17 protein-coding genes are annotated in these 16,310 nt (G+C 68.4%); 13 read left to right on the top strand and 4 right to left on the bottom strand.

All coding sequences use genetic code 11. The features are described from left to right. Window position 1 precedes the first annotated feature (1 nt). Entirely contained in the window at window positions 2–382 is a 381-nt protein-coding gene (locus IT40_RS14290; RefSeq protein ID WP_036756400.1) for a DUF1284 domain-containing protein, read from the top strand. A 109-nt stretch (window positions 383–491) separates the two neighbouring features. Further along, a complete protein-coding gene (locus IT40_RS14285; protein ID WP_036756397.1) occupies window positions 492–1,145 on the top strand; it encodes an SDR family NAD(P)-dependent oxidoreductase in 654 nt (217 codons plus the stop codon). Between the two features lie 53 nt (window positions 1,146–1,198). Here the strand turns inward: IT40_RS14285 and IT40_RS14280 are convergent, their stop codons facing one another. Then, a complete protein-coding gene (locus tag IT40_RS14280) occupies window positions 1,199–2,632 on the bottom strand; it encodes a cobyric acid synthase (protein WP_036756394.1) in 1,434 nt (477 codons plus the stop codon). A gap of 69 nt (window positions 2,633–2,701) precedes the next feature. Between IT40_RS14280 and secG the strand changes: the two genes are divergently transcribed. From secG to IT40_RS14225, 11 genes are all read left to right on the top strand, one after another. Further along, the gene (gene secG / locus IT40_RS14275; protein WP_036756454.1) at window positions 2,702–3,226 is read left to right on the top strand and encodes a preprotein translocase subunit SecG; all 525 of its coding nucleotides are present in this window, start codon (window positions 2,702–2,704) and stop codon (window positions 3,224–3,226) included. 147 nt (window positions 3,227–3,373) lie between these two features. After that, a complete protein-coding gene (locus IT40_RS14270; RefSeq protein WP_036756391.1) occupies window positions 3,374–5,017 on the top strand; it encodes a CTP synthase in 1,644 nt (547 codons plus the stop codon). A gap of 32 nt (window positions 5,018–5,049) precedes the next feature. Next, window positions 5,050–5,520: a hypothetical protein gene (locus IT40_RS14265; protein ID WP_243700231.1), complete on the top strand. Its 471-nt coding sequence runs from the start codon at window positions 5,050–5,052 to the stop codon at window positions 5,518–5,520. 63 nt (window positions 5,521–5,583) lie between these two features. After that, on the top strand, window positions 5,584–6,492 hold the full coding sequence (ppk2, locus tag IT40_RS14260; RefSeq protein WP_036756388.1) for a polyphosphate kinase 2: 909 nt from the start codon (window positions 5,584–5,586) through the stop codon (window positions 6,490–6,492). 70 nt (window positions 6,493–6,562) lie between these two features. Further along, window positions 6,563–6,859 carry a DUF1330 domain-containing protein gene (locus IT40_RS14255; protein WP_036756385.1) on the top strand — a complete coding sequence of 99 codons (297 nt, stop codon included), beginning with the start codon at window positions 6,563–6,565 and terminating at the stop codon, window positions 6,857–6,859. A 52-nt stretch (window positions 6,860–6,911) separates the two neighbouring features. Beyond that, complete coding sequence (locus IT40_RS14250; RefSeq protein ID WP_036756383.1) at window positions 6,912–7,373, top strand: tellurite resistance TerB family protein; 462 nt, start codon at window positions 6,912–6,914, stop codon at window positions 7,371–7,373. Between the two features lie 145 nt (window positions 7,374–7,518). Further along, on the top strand, window positions 7,519–8,331 hold the full coding sequence (locus IT40_RS14245) for an ABC transporter ATP-binding protein (RefSeq protein ID WP_052095955.1): 813 nt from the start codon (window positions 7,519–7,521) through the stop codon (window positions 8,329–8,331). Between the two features lie 24 nt (window positions 8,332–8,355). Further along, window positions 8,356–9,078: a transporter substrate-binding domain-containing protein gene (locus IT40_RS14240; RefSeq protein WP_036756377.1), complete on the top strand. Its 723-nt coding sequence runs from the start codon at window positions 8,356–8,358 to the stop codon at window positions 9,076–9,078. Window positions 9,079–9,129: 51 nt separating this feature from the next. Further along, window positions 9,130–10,008, top strand: coding sequence for an ABC transporter permease (locus IT40_RS14235; RefSeq protein WP_036756452.1), 879 nt, complete (start codon window positions 9,130–9,132; stop codon window positions 10,006–10,008). Then, complete coding sequence (locus tag IT40_RS14230; protein WP_036756374.1) at window positions 10,005–10,832, top strand: ABC transporter permease; 828 nt, start codon at window positions 10,005–10,007, stop codon at window positions 10,830–10,832. Before IT40_RS14235 ends, IT40_RS14230 begins: the two co-directional genes overlap by 4 nt. Before the next feature lie 3 nt (window positions 10,833–10,835). Further along, complete coding sequence (locus IT40_RS14225; protein WP_036756372.1) at window positions 10,836–12,167, top strand: glutamine synthetase family protein; 1,332 nt, start codon at window positions 10,836–10,838, stop codon at window positions 12,165–12,167. A gap of 35 nt (window positions 12,168–12,202) precedes the next feature. Here IT40_RS14225 and miaB read toward each other — a convergent pair whose 3' ends face one another. From miaB to ctaA, 3 genes are all read right to left on the bottom strand, one after another. Beyond that, complete coding sequence (gene miaB, locus IT40_RS14220) at window positions 12,203–13,540, bottom strand: tRNA (N6-isopentenyl adenosine(37)-C2)-methylthiotransferase MiaB (protein ID WP_052095953.1); 1,338 nt, start codon at window positions 13,538–13,540, stop codon at window positions 12,203–12,205. Between the two features lie 114 nt (window positions 13,541–13,654). Beyond that, window positions 13,655–15,127 (bottom strand): carboxypeptidase M32, encoded by a 1,473-nt coding sequence (locus tag IT40_RS14215; RefSeq protein ID WP_036756366.1) that lies wholly within the window; start codon window positions 15,125–15,127, stop codon window positions 13,655–13,657. After that, window positions 15,124–16,269, bottom strand: coding sequence for a heme A synthase (gene ctaA, locus IT40_RS14210; RefSeq protein ID WP_036756363.1), 1,146 nt, complete (start codon window positions 16,267–16,269; stop codon window positions 15,124–15,126). Before ctaA ends, IT40_RS14215 begins: the two co-directional genes overlap by 4 nt. Window positions 16,270–16,310: the final 41 nt, after the last annotated feature.

The following is a 16,310-nucleotide window of genomic DNA, read 5'->3' as shown; positions in this document are numbered from 1 at the left end:
CGTGCTTTGCTCGATCGGCTGGCAGGGGCGCGGCTATTCGCCCGAGTTCACCCGGAACATGAACGCCGTCGTCCTGGGCCGGCTGCGCGCCGATCCGCAGGTGCCGGTGGTCTTTACCGTCATGGCCGATTCGATCTGCGCCCCCTGCCCGTCGCGGCGCGGCATGGGCTGCGCCGCGGACGACCGGATCAGCCGGCTGGACCGGCGCCATGCCGCGGCGCTGGACATCCGCCCAGGCCAGCGCATGACCTGGGCCGAGGCCCAGGCCCGCGCCGCGGCGCGGCTGCAGCCCAGGGACCTGGAGCGGATCTGCAACGGCTGCCGCTGGCTGGGCCTGGGCATGTGCCAGTCCGCGCTGGCCAAGCTGCAGCAGCCCGACTGAAAGCCCCCGATCAGCGCCGCGGGCGGCGGCAAGGTCAATGTGACGCAGTTGCCGGCAGCCCCGCTGCAAGGGGCTTGCGCGCCGCCGCGGCCGGTGCGAAATCGGCACCATGACCGAGCATGACAAAATCGCGCTGATCACCGGCGCCTCGCGCGGCCTTGGCGCCGCTTTGGCCGAAACCCTTGCCGCGCGCGGCTGGCATATCCTGGCCGTCGCCCGCACCACCGGCGCGCTTGAGGAACTGGACGACCGCATCCGCAAGGCCGGCGGCTCGGCCACGCTGGCGCCGATGGACGTGGGCGAGCCGCAGGCCATGGTGCAGATGGTCCGGGCGGCGATGGAGCGCTGGGGCGGGCTCGATCTCTGGGCCCATACGGCGATCCATGCCGCGCCGCTGTCGCCGGCCGGGCATATCGACGCCAAGGATTTCCAGAAATCGGTCGACCTGAACATCGTCGCCACGCGCGGGCTGCTCAACCTGATCGAGCCGCTGTTGCGCGCCCGCCAGGGCACGGCGCTGTTCTTCGACGACAAGCGCGCCGGGCAGAAGTTCTTCGGCAGCTATGGCGCGACCAAGGCCGGGCAGATCGCCCTGGCCCAAAGCTGGCAGGCCGAGAACGCATCCCTGGGCCCGCGCGTCGTCATCGCCGAGCCGGCGCCCATGCCCACCGCGGTGCGCGCCCGCTTCTTCCCCGGCGAGGACCGCGCCCGCCTGACCCCCTGCCTGGCCGAGGCCGAGCGCATCCTGGCGGAAACCCTCTAGCCGCGCCGGCGCAAAGGGCCGGCCCCTCGCGCGCCAGTGCGAAAATCCGGTCCCTAGCGCGCCAGCGCGAAAATCTGGTCGATGTCCAGATGCGCCTCGAGATGCGCGGCCAGCCGGTCCAGCACCGTCTCGACCCCCGCGCCGTAATCCAGCGCCGAAGCTGCGCCGAACTGCCCAAGCCAGGCGGCACGGAAAGCGTCGCCCGAGAACAGCCCGTGCAGATAGGTGCCGGCGACGCGCCCGTCGGGGCTGGTGGCGCCGTCCGGGCCGGGGACATGGGCGAAGGGGCGGGCGCAGTCCGGCCCCTCGGTCCGGCCCATGTGGATCTCGTAGCCCTCGACGGGCTGGCCAAGCGCGGTGCCTTGGGCCCGCGTCAGGCGCTTGTCGGGCGCCATGCGGGTCTCGACGTCCAGCAGGCCCAGGCCGGGGGTGCTGCCGGAGTCGCCGTCATGCCCCTCGGGGTCGTGGACCCAGCGGCCCAGCATCTGGTAGCCGCCGCAGATGCCCAGGCACCGCCCGCCGCGCCGCAGATGCGCGGCCAGGTCCACGTCCCAGCCCTGCTGGCGCAGAAAGGCCAGGTCGCCCCGCGTCGATTTCGTGCCCGGCAGGACCACCAGGTCGGCATCGCCCGGCAGCGCCTGTCCGGGCGGCACCATGGTCAGCCGCACCCCCGGCTCGGCCGCCAAGGGGTCGAGATCGTCGAAATTCGCGATCCGCGACAGCATCGGGCAGGCGATGTGCAGCCCGCCCGTGCCGCGGGTGCGGCGCAGGTCCACCGCATCCTCGGCCGGCAAAAGCGCGGCATCGGCGAACCACGGCACGAGGCCCAGGTCCGGCCAGCCGGTGCGCTGCGCGATAAAGACCCGGCCGGCATCGAAAAGCGAGGGATCGCCGCGAAAGCGGTTGATGACGAAGCCGCGGATCATCGCCGCATCCGCCGGGTCGATCACCGCCTGGGTGCCGACGATCTGCGCGATCACCCCGCCGCGGTCGATGTCGCCGGCCAGCACCACCGGAACATCGGCGGCGCGGGCGAATCCCATGTTGGCGATGTCGCGGGCGCGCAGGTTGACCTCGGCCGGGCTGCCCGCGCCCTCGACCAGCACCAGGTCATGCGCGGCGCGCAGCCGGGCAAAACTGTCCAGCACCGCGCCCATCAGCTGCGCCTTGAGCGCGCCGTAATCCGCCGCCGCGGCCCGCGCCACGGCGCGGCCCTGCACCACCACCTGCGCGGCGCGGTCGGTTTCGGGCTTCAGCAGCACCGGGTTCATGTGGACCGAGGGCGCCAGCCCCGCCGCCCGCGCCTGCAGCGCCTGCGCCCGGCCGATCTCGCCCCCGTCCGGGGTCACGGCGGCATTGTTCGACATGTTCTGCGGCTTGAAGGGCGCCACGCTGATCCCGCGCAGCCTGGCGGCCCGGCACAGCCCCGCCACCAGCAGCGATTTCCCGACATTCGACCCGGTTCCCTGGATCATCAACGCGCCCATGCCAGCCCCCGCTTGCCAATCCGCGCCTTGGTGACTAGATAGGCGCGTCGCTGAATGAAAGGCCCCGTGGTGGAAAACGTCGTTCTTACCGTGCATCTGATCCTCGCCGTGCTGCTGATCGGGGTGGTGCTGCTGCAGCGGTCCGAAGGCGGCGGCCTTGGCATGGGCGGTGGCGGAGGCGGCGTCATGACCGGCCGCCAGGCAGCCAATGCGCTGTCGCGCCTGACCTGGATCTTTGCCATCGGCTTCATCATCACCTCGATGACGCTGACGCTGATCGCCGCGCAGAATGCCTCCAGCGGCTCGATCGTGGACCAGCTGAACCTGGGCGGCACCCAGCAGGCCCCGGCGACCGGCCTGCCCGGCATCGGCGACTACGTCCCGCCGCCCGGCGCGGGCCAGCCCGTGGTTCCGGGCGCCGGCCAGCCGGTCGCACCGCCTGCGACCGCACCTGCACCCGCCGCCGAGACCCCGGCCGAAACCCCGGCCCCGACGCCCGCTGCGCCGACCGAGGGCAATGCCCCCGCGACCGCGCCGGTGACGCCGCCGGCCGCTGCACCGGCGCAGGAAAGCCCGGCACCGGCCAACAACTGACACCACACTTGGGGGCGCGACCGGCGCCCCTTACAACAACTTGCGGTCCGTTGCGGCCACGGGGCAAATCGGATATGAGTCGAGTCCCGTGATGCCGCCCAGATTCGGGCCGCGATCTTTTATTGGATTACTCACGGGGGCCCCTCGATGGCGCGTTACATCTTCATCACCGGCGGCGTGGTTTCCTCGCTCGGCAAGGGGCTGGCATCGGCGGCGCTGGGGGCGCTGTTGCAGGCGCGCGGCTTTACCGTCCGGCTGCGCAAGCTCGACCCCTATCTGAACGTCGATCCCGGCACGATGAGCCCCTTCGAGCATGGCGAGGTCTTCGTCACCGACGACGGCGCCGAGACCGACCTGGACCTGGGCCATTACGAACGCTTCACCGGCGTCTCGGCGCGCAAGACCGACTCGGTCTCGTCGGGGCGGATCTATTCCAACGTGCTGGAAAAGGAACGCCGCGGCGCCTATCTGGGCAAGACCATCCAGGTCATCCCCCACGTCACCAACGAGATCAAGGACTTCCTGGCCGTGGGCGAGGACGAGGTCGATTTCATGCTCTGCGAGATCGGCGGCACCGTGGGCGACATCGAGGGCCTGCCCTTCTTCGAGGCGATCCGGCAATTCGCCCAGGAACGCGCGCGCGGGCAATGCATCTTCGTGCATCTGACGCTGCTGCCCTGGCTGGCGGCAAGCGGCGAGCTGAAGACCAAGCCGACCCAGCATTCCGTCAAGGAGCTGCGCTCGATCGGCATCGCCCCCGACGTGCTGGTCTGCCGCAGCGAGCAGCCGATCCCGGAAAAGGAACGCGCCAAGATCGCGCTGTTCTGCAATGTCCGCCCCGATGCGGTGATCCCGGCCTATGACCTGAAGTCGATCTACGAGGCGCCGCTGGCCTATCACCGCGCGGGCCTGGACCAGGCGGTGCTGGACGCCTTCCAGATCAGCCCGGCGCCGCGCCCCGACCTGACCCGGTGGGAGGACGTGATGGACCGGCTGACCAATGCCGAGGGCCAGGTCCGCATCGCCATCGTCGGCAAATACACCCAGCTCGAGGATGCCTATAAATCCATCGCCGAGGCGCTGACCCATGGCGGCATGGCCAATCGCGTCCGCGTCAAGGCCGATTGGGTGGACAGCGAAAAGCTGGAGGGCGAGGGCGCGCATCTCTTGGACGGCTATAACGGCATCATCGTGCCCGGCGGCTTCGGCGAACGCGGCACCGAGGGCATGATCGCCGCGGCGAAATATGCGCGCGAGAAGAAGGTGCCCTACTTGGGCATCTGCCTGGGCATGCAGATGGCGGTGATCGAGGCGGCGCGGAACCTGGCCGACATGCCCGACGCGGGTTCCGAGGAGTTCGACCACGAGGCCGGCAAGACCCGCTTCACCCCCGTCGTCTATCACCTCAAGGAATGGGTGCAGGGCAATTACACCGTGCAGCGCAAGCTGAGCGACGACAAGGGCGGCACCATGCGGCTGGGCGCCTATACCGCCGTGCTGGCGCCGGGCTCGAAGATCTCGGAAGTCTATGACGGCGCGCTGGAGATCGAGGACCGCCACCGCCACCGCTACGAGGTAGACGCCAAATACCGCAACCAGCTGGAGGCGGCGGGGCTCAGCTTCTCGGGCATGTCGCCGGACGGGCGGCTGCCGGAGGTGGTGGAATACCGCGACCATCCCTGGTTCATCGGCGTGCAATCGCACCCCGAGCTGAAATCCAAGCCGTTCCAGCCCGCGCCGCTGTTCGCCGGCTTCGTCCGCGCCGCGATGGAGAACGAGCGGCTGGTCTGAACCGCCGCGCCGCGCCATAGTGTCGGGATCCAATGGACGGTCCCGACATGCGCCTTGCCCGGATTCCGGTCCTGATGCTATGCGCCCTGCCCGCGCTGGCGGATGCGCCGCTGTTCGTGCTGGACCAGACGCGCCTGCCCTTCGACCTTGGGCCGGGCGCGCCGCAGAACCAGCCCTCGCGGCAGGCGAACTCGCCGCATGCGGCCGCCAATTCGGCGGCAAGCCCGGCCAACAGCGCCTCGCGCTATGCCAATTCGCCGCGCAACCCGGCCAATGAGAAGCGGGTGATCTTCACCGCGGACGGCTCGGTCGTCGGCTATTACGCCCCGAACGGCGCGGGCACGCTGAACCTGTTCGACCTGGGCGGCAAGCGCGTCGCCTATCGCCCCAAGGGCAGCAAGAGCCTGTTTTCCAGCGACGGGCGCTGGTGCGGCACGGTGGCCGATGCCAGCGGCGGCGGCTTCGCCTTCGGCGTCACCCGCGACTGCGCCGGGCTGTTCTGAGGGGCGACACAGGATTGTCACATTGCAAGGCTAGATCGCAGGCAAGCGCAGCAGGAGATCCCCATGCAGGACCAGACACCCAAGGACTGGCTTGAAGCCGAACTTCAGGACACGCTCGACGAGGATTTCGAGATCGAGATGGAGGATGCGGTCCTGTCCCAGGAAATCGCCCGCATCTATCGCGACACCCATCCCGACCAGATGCCGCGCGCCGACTATTTCCGCGAGCTGCTGCGGCTTCAGGCGGAGCTCATCAAGCTGCAGGACTGGGTGGCCCATCACAAGGAAAAGGTGGTGGTGATCTTCGAAGGCCGCGACAGCGCCGGCAAGGGCGGCGCCATCAAGCGCATCACCCAGCGCCTGAACCCGCGCGTCGCCCGCGTGGTGGCCCTGCCCGCCCCTTCGGACCGCGAAAAGACGCAATGGTATTTCCAGCGCTACGTCCCGCACCTGCCGGCCGGGGGCGAGATCGTGCTGTTCGACCGCAGCTGGTACAACCGCGCCGGGGTCGAGCGGGTCATGGGCTTCGCCTCCGAGGACGAAGTGCAGCAATTCTTCGACGACGTCCCGGAATTCGAGCGGATGCTGGTGCGTTCCGGCATCCGTCTGGTGAAATACTGGTTCTCGATCACCGACGAGGAACAGCAGATGCGCTTCCTGATGCGCATCCACGACCCGCTGAAACAGTGGAAGCTGTCGCCGATGGACCTGCAATCCCGCATCCGCTGGGAGGATTACACCAAGGCCAAGGAGGACATGTTCGAGCGCACCAATATCCCCGAGGCGCCCTGGTATATCGTGCCCGGCAACGACAAGAAGCGGGCGCGCCTGAACTGCATGGCGCATCTTTTGACCATGGTGCCCTACGGCCCGGTCCCGCATGAGGAGATCACCCTGCCCGACCGGGTCTTCAACCCCGATTACGAGCGCGAGGTGCTGCCGCCCGAGCTTTACGTGCCGCAACGTTACTAGGGCGGGATCGGGCTTGCGGCGGCGGCCCCGCGCGGCATGATCGGCACGGATCAGCCGCAAGGAGCCCGCCATGCCCAAAGCCTATTGGATCGGCCATGTCACGGTCGACGACCCCGCCGCATACGAAGCCTATCGCCAGGCCAATGCCGCCGCCTTTGACCGCTATGGCGCGCGTTTCCTGGTGCGCGGCGGCGCGCTCGAGGTGGTCGAGGGCCAGATGCGCCCGCGCACGGTGGTGATCGAGTTTCCCGACCTGGAAACCGCCCGCGCCTGCTATCGCAGCCCGGAATACCAGGCGGCGCTCGCCTTGCGGCAGCCCTGCTCGATCGCCGACCTGGCCATCGTCGAGGGCTGGGAATCTGCCTGACAAATTTCGCGCGGGATATTGTTGCGCCGCCAAAATACCCTAATATCCGGTCATGTTTCGCAATCTTCTGAGCCGGCTTTTCGCCGACCGCCCCGATTCCGCCCACCTGAGCGGCCAGGATGCCGAGGTCGCCATCGCCTCGCTGCTGGTGCGGCTGGCGCGCGCCGACGACCATTACGGCGCGGCCGAGCAGCAGCGCATCGACCAGGTGCTGGCCCGGCGCCGCGGCCTTGGCGCCGCCGAGGCGGCCGAACGACGCGCCGCGGCCGAGATGATCGAGGCCGAGGCGCCCGATACCGTCCGCTTCACCCGCACCATCAAGGAGCGCGTCGACCTGCATGACCGCCAGGAGATCGTCGCCGCCCTGTGGGAGATCGCCTATGCCGACGGCGCCCGCAGCGCCCACGAGGAATCGCTGGTGCGGCTGGTGGCCGGCCTTCTGGGCGTGAACGACCGCGATTCGGCCTTGGCGCGGCAAAGGGCGCTGGACGATCTGGGGCTGTCGGGCAAGTGAACGCGCAACCCCGCCCCAACCCGCCGTCTCAGCCCCTTGCCGGGGCGATCCACGCCCCTGCCCTGCCGGCAAGGCCCGCGACGAAAGCGTTGCAATCGCGCGGCAAATATCGCCTCATATTCCCATGAGCCAGACAGAACCGACCATGGCCGCCCCCGTCACGGCCGCCGATCCCGCCGCCGATCCTGCGCGGGTGCCGGTGATAGAAATCAGGGATCTGCACAAGGCCTATGGCCCGCTTCAGGTCATCCGCGGCGTCAGCCTGGCGGCGCCGCGCGGCCATGTCATCAGCCTGATCGGCTCGTCCGGCTCGGGCAAGTCCACGCTGCTGCGCTGCTGCAACCTGCTCGAGGACAGCCAGCAGGGCGAGATCCTGTTCGAGGGCGAGGCGGTGAAATGGCGCGGCACCGGGTTGGCCCGCGTGCCCGCCGACCGGGCGCAGGTGACGCGGCTGCGCACCAACCTGTCCATGGTGTTCCAGCAGTTCAACCTGTGGTCGCACATGACCATCCTGCAAAACGTCATGGAGGCGCCGGTCCATGTGCTGAAGCGCGATGCGCGGCAGGTCGAGGCACGGGCGCGCGAATTGCTGGCCAAGGTCGGCATCGGCGACAAGGCCGACGCCTGGCCGGCGCAGCTTTCGGGCGGCCAGCAGCAGCGCGCCGCCATCGCCCGCGCGCTGTGCATGGAGCCCAGGGCGCTGCTTCTGGACGAACCGACCAGCGCGCTCGACCCCGAATTGCAGCAGGAAGTGGTGCGGGTCATCAAGGATCTGGCGGCCGAGCATCGCACCATGCTGCTTGTCACCCATGACATGCGGCTGGCGGCCGATGTCAGCGATCACGTCGTCTTCCTGCATCAGGGCCGGATCGAGGAAGAGGGACCGCCAGCGCAGCTTTTCGGCGCGCCGCGGTCCGAGCGGCTGCGCCAGTTCCTGAGCGCCACCATGGCCGAATGAAAGAACCGACAGGAGAGCAAGGACATGAAGAAACTGACGCTTGCCGCCGCAGCCTTCGCGCTGACCGCGGGCATGGGCATGGCCCAGACGGTGCGCATCGCCACCGAGGGCGCCTATCCTCCCTACAACCTCATCAACGACCAGGGCCAGGTCGCCGGTTTCGAGGTCGATCTGGGCAACGAGTTGTGCAAGCGGGCCGAACTGCAATGCACCTGGGTCAAGAACGACTGGGATTCGATCATCCCCAACCTGGTATCCTCGAACTATGACGCCATCATGGCGGCGATGAGCATCAACGAGGAACGCAAGCAGGTCATCGCCTTTACCGAGGATTACCTGCCGCCGGCGCCCTCCTCCTATGTAGCGCTGGACGAGGGGGCGAACCTGGAAACCGGCATTGTCGCGGTGCAGACCGGCACGGTCCAGGCGTCCCATATCGCCGACACCCAGGCCACGATGCTGGAATACCCCAACATCGACCAGGTCTTCGCCGCCGTCCGCAATGGCGAGGCCGATGCGGCCTTCGGCGACCACGAGGTCATGCGCCCCTTCGTCGAGGACAGCGACGACCTGATCTTCGTGGGCGAGCAGGTCCGGCTGGACGAGGGCATCGGCATCGGCGTGCGCCAGTCCGACAACGAGCTGCGCGAAAAGCTGAACGGGGCGATCGCCGCGATGAAGCAGGACGGCAGCCTGAACGCGCTGATCAAGACGCATTTCGGCGAGGATGCGCAGACCTACGAATGACATCACTGATGCCGCCGCGGTCCCTGCCGCGGCGGCCAAACCGGCGGCATGATGCTTTCCCATTGCACCGACCCCTCTGCCCTGCAAGGGCTTGCCTGGTTGTCATGCTATCTGACGACCGGCAACCACATGCTGTTCTATGCCAGCTTCGGCACGGTGCTGTTGCTGCTGGCGATCACCGCGCCGGTGGCGCTGCTTTTCGGCTTCGGCGGCGCCATGGCCTCGCGCTCGCGCATCGCCGGTGTGCGCTGGTTCGGCCGCATCTATACCTCGATGGTGCGCGGCGTGCCCGACATCATCTTCTTTCTCTTCGTGCCCATCGCGCTGGACCAGGGCTTCGAATGGCTGCGCTCGCGCGTCTATTGCGACCCCTCGGTGCCGGTGCGGCAGGGCAATGAGTTCATCGTCTGCGCCGCGGCCAAGCTGCCGCTTTCGACCAGCCCGGAATGGGTGCATCAGGCCTATGGCATCTTCCTGGCGGTGATCGCCTTTGCCGTGGTCTTCGGCGCCTTCGCGGCCAATGTGCTGCATGGCGCGATGAACGCGGTGCCGCGCGCACAGCTGGAAACCGCCGAGGCCTACGGCATGACCCCGCGCCAGGTGAACCGGCGCATCCTGGTGCCGCAGATGTGGACCTATGCCCTGCCGGGCCTGGCGAACCTGTGGATGATCCTGATCAAGGCCACGCCGCTGCTGTTCGTGCTGGGGGTCGAGGACATCGTCTATTGGGCGCGCGAACTGGGCGGCGCCAAGACCCGCGCCTATGCCTATCCGCATCCCGACTGGCGGCTTTACTATTTCCTGGCCATCCTGGTCTTCTACCTGCTGATGACCTGGGGATCGGAGCGGATCTTCGACCGCATCCGGGCCAGGCTGTCGCGGGGCCAGGCCACCGCCGCCGGCGAGGCGATGCGAAAGGCCGCGACATGAACCAATGCCTGCAAACCATCCAGGATTATGGGCTGCGGTCGCTTGGCCTGGGTGAAAGGCTGCTGCCGCGCAGCGGATTTACCCTGTGCGAGCAGGTCACGCTGATCGGCTCGGGCCTGATCTGGAACGTCTATTTCGCCGCGCTGGCGCTGCTTTTCGGCTTTTTCCTGGCCAATGCGCTGGCCGTGGCCAAGGCCAGCCGCAACCCCTGGGCCAGGAAGCCGGCCGAGTGGTTCATCTTCCTGTTCCGCGGCAGCCCCCTCTTCATCCAGTTCTTCCTGGCCTATGAGCTGCTGGTGCAGCTGCCGCGCGCCGGCATCGACGTGCTGGGCATTACCGTGCAGACCAGCTGGATGACCCGCGCCTGGGCCGGGGCGCTGCTGGTGCTGATGCTGAACACCGCCGCCTATTCGGCCGAGATCTTCTACGGCGCGCTGCGCAACCTGCCCAAGGGCGAGTTGGAGGCCGCCGACGCCTATGGCATGGCCGGCTGGACCCGCTGGCGCCGCGTGGTCTGGCCCACCGCGATGCGGCTCGCCTGGCCCGCCTATACCAACGAGGCGATCTTCCTGTTCCACGCCACGACGCTGGTGTTCTTTTCCGGCTTCCCCGCCTTCCAGCAGCGGGGCGACGCGCTTTATTACGCCAATTATTTCGCCGACAAGACCTTCAACCCCTTCATCGCCTATCCGATCGTGGCGGGCTATTTCGTGCTGCTGACCCTGGGACTGATCGCGCTGTTCGGCCTGGTGAACCGGCGGCTGAACCGCCACCTTCCCGGCGCGGCGAAGAAGATCCGTTACAGGCCCAATCTCATCAGGTGACCCATGGACTGGCTGCGCGAGCATCCCGACGTCAAGACCATCCGCATCGCCGCCGCCGACCTCAACGGCGTGGCGCGCGGCAAGCGCGTCCCGGCACGCTTTGCCGACAAGATCCTGACCGAGGGCACCAAATTCCCCTTCTCGGTCCTGAACATGGACATCTGGGGCGAGGACATCGAGGACAGCCCGCTGGTCTTCCAGGCCGGCGACCCCGACGGGCTACTGCTGCCGACCGAGCGCGGCTTCATGCCCATGCCCTGGCTCGAGGCGCCGACCGGCCTGCTGCCGATCTGGATGTTCCATCTGGACGGCCGCCCCTATGAGGGCGATCCCCGCCAGGCGCTGGCCCGCGTGGTCGAACGCTACAAGGCCGCCGGCCTGACCCCGGTGGTCGCGACCGAGCTGGAGTTCTTCCTGATCGACGATTCGGGCGGCCAGCTGCGGGTGCCGCCCAGCCCGCGCTCGGGCAAGCGCCGCACCGGGGCGGAAACGCTGTCCCTGCGCGCGCTCGACGCCTTCGACCGTTTCTTTACCGCGCTCTACGACGCCTGCGAGGCGATGGACATCCCCGCGGATACCGCGATTTCGGAAGCCGCGCCAGGCCAGTTCGAAATCAACCTGATGCACCAGCCCGACCCGCTGAAGGCCGCCGACGACGCCTGGCTCTTCAAGCTGCTGGTCAAGGGGCTGGCCCGGCGCTACGGCTTTGCCGGCTCCTTCATGGCCAAGCCCTACGAGGCATGGAACGGCTCGGGGATGCACATGCATTTCTCGGTGCTGGACGCGCAGGGCCGCAACGTCTTCGACAATGGCGGCGACGAGGGCTCGGACGTGCTGCGCCATGCCGTCGCCGGCTGCCTTGCCGCCATGCCCGGCTCGACCCTGCTGTTCGCCCCGCACGAGAACAGCTACGACCGGCTGGTGCCGAACGCCCATGCGCCGACCGGCATCGGCTGGGCCTATGAAAACCGCACCTCGGCCATCCGCATCCCCTCCTCCGGGCCCAAGGCGCGGCGGATCGAGCATCGGGTGGCGGGCGGCGACGTGAACCCCTACCTGACCGTCGCGGCGGTGCTGGGCGCGGCGCTGAACGGCATCGAGGACGGGGCCGAGCCGCCGCCGCCGATCCAGGGCAATGCCTATGAGCAGGGGCTGGAGCAGCTTCCCGGCAGCTGGGGCGCGGCCATCGACGCCTTCGAAACCTCGCCCGAGATCCGGCGCATCTTCCCCGCGCATCTGATCGAGAATTTCGTCATGACCAAGCGGCAGGAACTGCACTACATGGCCGAGCTTTCCGACGACGAAACCGTCGAGCTTTACCTCGACACGGTCTGACCCGGCGGCTCCCGTCCCAACCGGCTGCCCGGCCTTCAGGCCGCCAGCACCCCGGCCAGCGAGTTCGGCGCGCTATGGGTGATGCGCACCCGCACCAGGTCGCCGACCTTCGCCGCCGGCGCCTCGACAAAGACCGCGTGCAGATAGTCCGACTTGCCGACCATCTGGCCGGGATTGCGGCCGGGCTTTTCGAACAGCACGCCCAGCTCGCGCCCGACCATGCCTTCCTGCGCCGCCTTCTGCTGGCTCGACAGCAGCGCCTGCAATTCCTGCAGGCGCGCATCGGCCACGGCGCCCTCGACCTCGGGCCGCTCATAGGCCGGGGTGCCGGGGCGGGGCGAATACTTGAAGCTGAAGGCGGTGCCGAAATTCACCGCCCGCACCAGATCCAGCGTGTCCTGGTGGTCCCGGTCGGTCTCGCCGGGGAAGCCGACGATGAAATCGCTGGTCAGCATGATGTCGGGCCGCGCCTCGCGGATACGCTCGATCAGCCGCAGATACTGGTCCACCGTGTGGCGGCGGTTCATCGCCTTCAGGATGCGATCCGAACCCGACTGCACCGGCAGGTGCAGATAGGGCATCAGCTTCGGCTCGTCGCGATGCGCCGCGATCAGGTCGTCGGCCATGTCGTTCGGGTGGCTGGTGGTATAGCGGATGCGGTCCAGCCCGTCGATCTCCGCGATCGCCCGGATCAGCCGGCCAAAGCCCCATTCGGCCCCCTCCGGCCCCTCGCCATGCCAGCCGTTGACGTTCTGGCCCAGAAGCGTGATCTCGCGCACGCCGCGCCCGACCAGGTCGCGCGCCTCCGAAAGGATGCGCGAGACTGGGCGCGAAACCTCGGCCCCGCGGGTATAGGGCACCACGCAAAAGGCGCAGAACTTGTCGCAGCCCTCCTGCACGGTCAGGAAGGCGGCGGGCGCGCGCCGGGTGGCGGCGGGCTTCGGCAGATGCTCGAACTTGTCCTCGGCCGGGAACTCGGTATCGACCCCGCCGCCCGCCCGCACCATGGCCGGCAGCCGGTGATAGGCCTGCGGCCCCACCACCAGGTCGACGATGGGCATGCGGCGCTGGATCTCGCCGCCCTCGGCCTGGGCGACGCAGCCGGCGACGCCGATCTTCAGGTCGGGCTTCTCCGCCTTCAGCGGCTTCAGCCGGCCCAGGTCGGAATACAGCTTCTCGGCCGCCTTTTCCCGGATATGGCAGGTGTTCAGCAGCACCATGTCGGCGTCCGCCTGGTTCTCGGTCAGGACATAGCCCTCGGCGCCCATGGCTTCGGCCATGCGCTGGCTGTCATAGACGTTCATCTGGCAGCCATAGGTCTTGATGAAAAGCTTCTTCACCGCCGGGGCGGGCTTGCTGGCTGGGTCACTCATGCCGTGCTGTCCTTGGGATCGACGCCTGATACAGGAAAACGCCTGGCTTGGAAAGACCGGCCGCCCCATGCCCGGCGCCCGGCTTCTTCGTTGCCCAAATACCCGAATCCGGCCTCAAAGCCGGTAGATGGCCGAGAATTTCTCTTCCAGGTAGTCGAGCAGCGGCCCTTCGCCGACATCGGCCCCGGTCGCCTGCCCGATCAGCTCGCGCACCGGGTAAAGCCCGCCATGGCGCTGGACGTTCTCGCGCAGCCATTCGACGGCCGGGTCGGCCTCGCCGCGCGCCAGCGCCTCGTCCAGGTCCGGCACCGCGGCACGCAGCGCGGCATGCAGGCAGCCGGCATAGACGTTCCCCAGCGCATAGGTCGGGAAATAGCCGAACAGCCCCACCGCCCAATGCACGTCCTGCAAGACGCCATTGGCCGGCCGGTCCACCGCCACCCCGAAATCCCGCAGGAAGCGGGCGTTCCAGGCCTCGACCAGATCCTCGACATCCAGCCGCCCGGCGATCAGGTCGCGCTCCAGGTCAAAGCGCAGCATGATGTGCAGGTTGTATTGCACCTCGTCGGCCTCGGTGCGGATGAAGCCGGGGGTGACGCGGTTCACGGTGGCATAGAAGGCATCGGCATCGGGCACCGAAAGCCCGCCGAAGGCGTCCGACATGCGCTGGTAAAGCCAGCCGGCAAAGGCGCGGCTGCGGCCCAGCTGGTTCTCGTAGATCCGGCTCTGGCTTTCATGCGCCCCCATCGAGACGCCGCGGCCGAGCGGCGTAAAGGCATAGTCGCTGTCGATGCCCAGCTCATAGCTGGAATGCCCGACCTCGTGGATGGTCGAATAGAGGCAGTTGAAGGGATCGGCCTCGACCACCCGCGTGGTGATGCGGCTGTCCTGCCAGCGCCCCGAGCTGAACGGGTGGACGGCGATGTCCATCCGCCCGCGCGTCCAGTCATAGCCGAAGGCGGTGGCGCAGGTGCGCGCCAGGCGCAACTGGGTCTCCTGCGGGAAATGCCCGGCCAGCGGCTCGGGCTGGAAGGCGGCGCCCAGCACGTCCTCGCGCAGCGCCACCAGCCGCGGCCGCATGGCGTCGAACAGCTGCGCGATCTCGGCCTGGGTGGTGCCCGGCTCGTAATCGTCCAGCAGCGCGTCGTAAAGATCGCCGCCGTCGGCCAGCGCCGAGGCTTCCTCGCGCTTCAGCATCAGGATGTCGTTCAGCGCCGGCAGGAAATCCTCGGGCGCGTCCTTGGCGCGGGCATCAGCCCAGATGCCCTGCGCCAGCGAGGTCTGCCGCGCCAGCTCCGTCGCCAGCCGCGACGGGATGCGCGAGGCGCGGCGATGGTCGCGCGCGATCAGCTCGATGACGCGGGCATCCTCGTCGTCCTCGGGCTCGGCCTGGTCCAGCCATTCGCCGATGCGCGGATCGGTGCGCCGCTCGTGCAGCACCGCTTCCATCGCCGCCATCTCCTCGGCGCGCTGCTCGACGGCGCCCCGCGGCATCACGGTTTCCTGGTCCCAGGCCAGCCGCTCGGCGACCGAGGACAGCGCCTCGGTCTGGCGCTGGAAGGCGAGAAGATCGTCGAAAGCGCTCATCGGACAGTCCCCCGGACCGAAGTTTCGATTGGATAGCGCGCATGGTGGCGCGCGCGCAGGATCAGCGTAAACAGTGCCACGGCTCCGATCTGATGCGCCAGTGCCAAAGCCAGCGGCGAGGCATGCAGCACGTTCATGATGCCCAGCGCCACCTGCACGGCGACCGCCGCGATCATCGCGGCATAGGCGCCGCGCGTCACCGGATGCGGCGAGCGGCGGGCGCGCAGGAACACCACCACGGCAAAGATTGCCAGCAGATAGGCCACCATGCGGTGGATGAACTGCACCAGCGCCGGGTTCTCGAAGAAGTTGCGCCAGCCCAGCGTCGCGTCCCAGATCTCGGCCGGGATCCATTCGCCGCCCATGGTGGGCCAGCCGGTATACATGCGCCCGGCGTCGATCCCCGCCACCAGCGCGCCCAGCAGGATCTGGACGAAGGCCAGGTGCATCAGCCCGGTGGTCATCGAGAAAAGCTTGCCCTCGCCCGCGCGGCGCGCGCGCAGCAGCGCCGCCTCGGATCGCGACAGCGCCAGCACCTGCCAGGCGATCATGCCCAGGATGGCGAAGGCCAGCCCCAGATGCGTGGCCAGCCGATAGGAGGCCACGCGCACCATCTCGCCCGACAGGCCCGAATGGACCATCCACCAGCCAATGGCGCCCTGCGCGCCGCCCAGCACGCCCAGGCCCAGCAGCCGCGGCACCCAGCCCGCGGGGATGCGCCTGGTCGCCAGGAAAAAGACGAAGCCCGCCGCCCAGACCAGTCCCACCAGCCGCCCCAGCAGCCGGTGCGACCATTCCCACCAATAGATCCGCTTGAAGCTCGCCAGGTCCATGTCGGAATTGACCAGCTGGAACTGCGGGATCTGCCGGTACTTGTCGAACTCGGCCTGCCAGGTCGCGGCATCCATCGGCGGGATCGCCCCGGTCACCGGCTTCCATTCGGTGATCGACAGGCCCGAGCCGGTCAGCCGCGTCGCGCCGCCCAGCGCGATCATCGCCGCGACCATGACGAACAGCACGATCAGCCAGATGCGGATCGCGCCACGCGCGCCCTTGGGTCCGGCGTCGATCATGCCGCCGGTGGGCGGCGTGCTGCGGGGGGTCGTCTCGGTGACTTCCTGAAAGACGGGACGTCTTGCCATGTCAGCTTCCTTCTCGATCGGGCGCGACCTTGGCCCGCCCG

This window comes from Paracoccus versutus, assembly GCF_000763885.1.
GTDB lineage: Bacteria > Pseudomonadota > Alphaproteobacteria > Rhodobacterales > Rhodobacteraceae > Paracoccus > Paracoccus versutus.
Note: the sequence above shows the minus strand (reverse complement) of the source record. Positions and strands in the feature narration are given on the sequence as shown.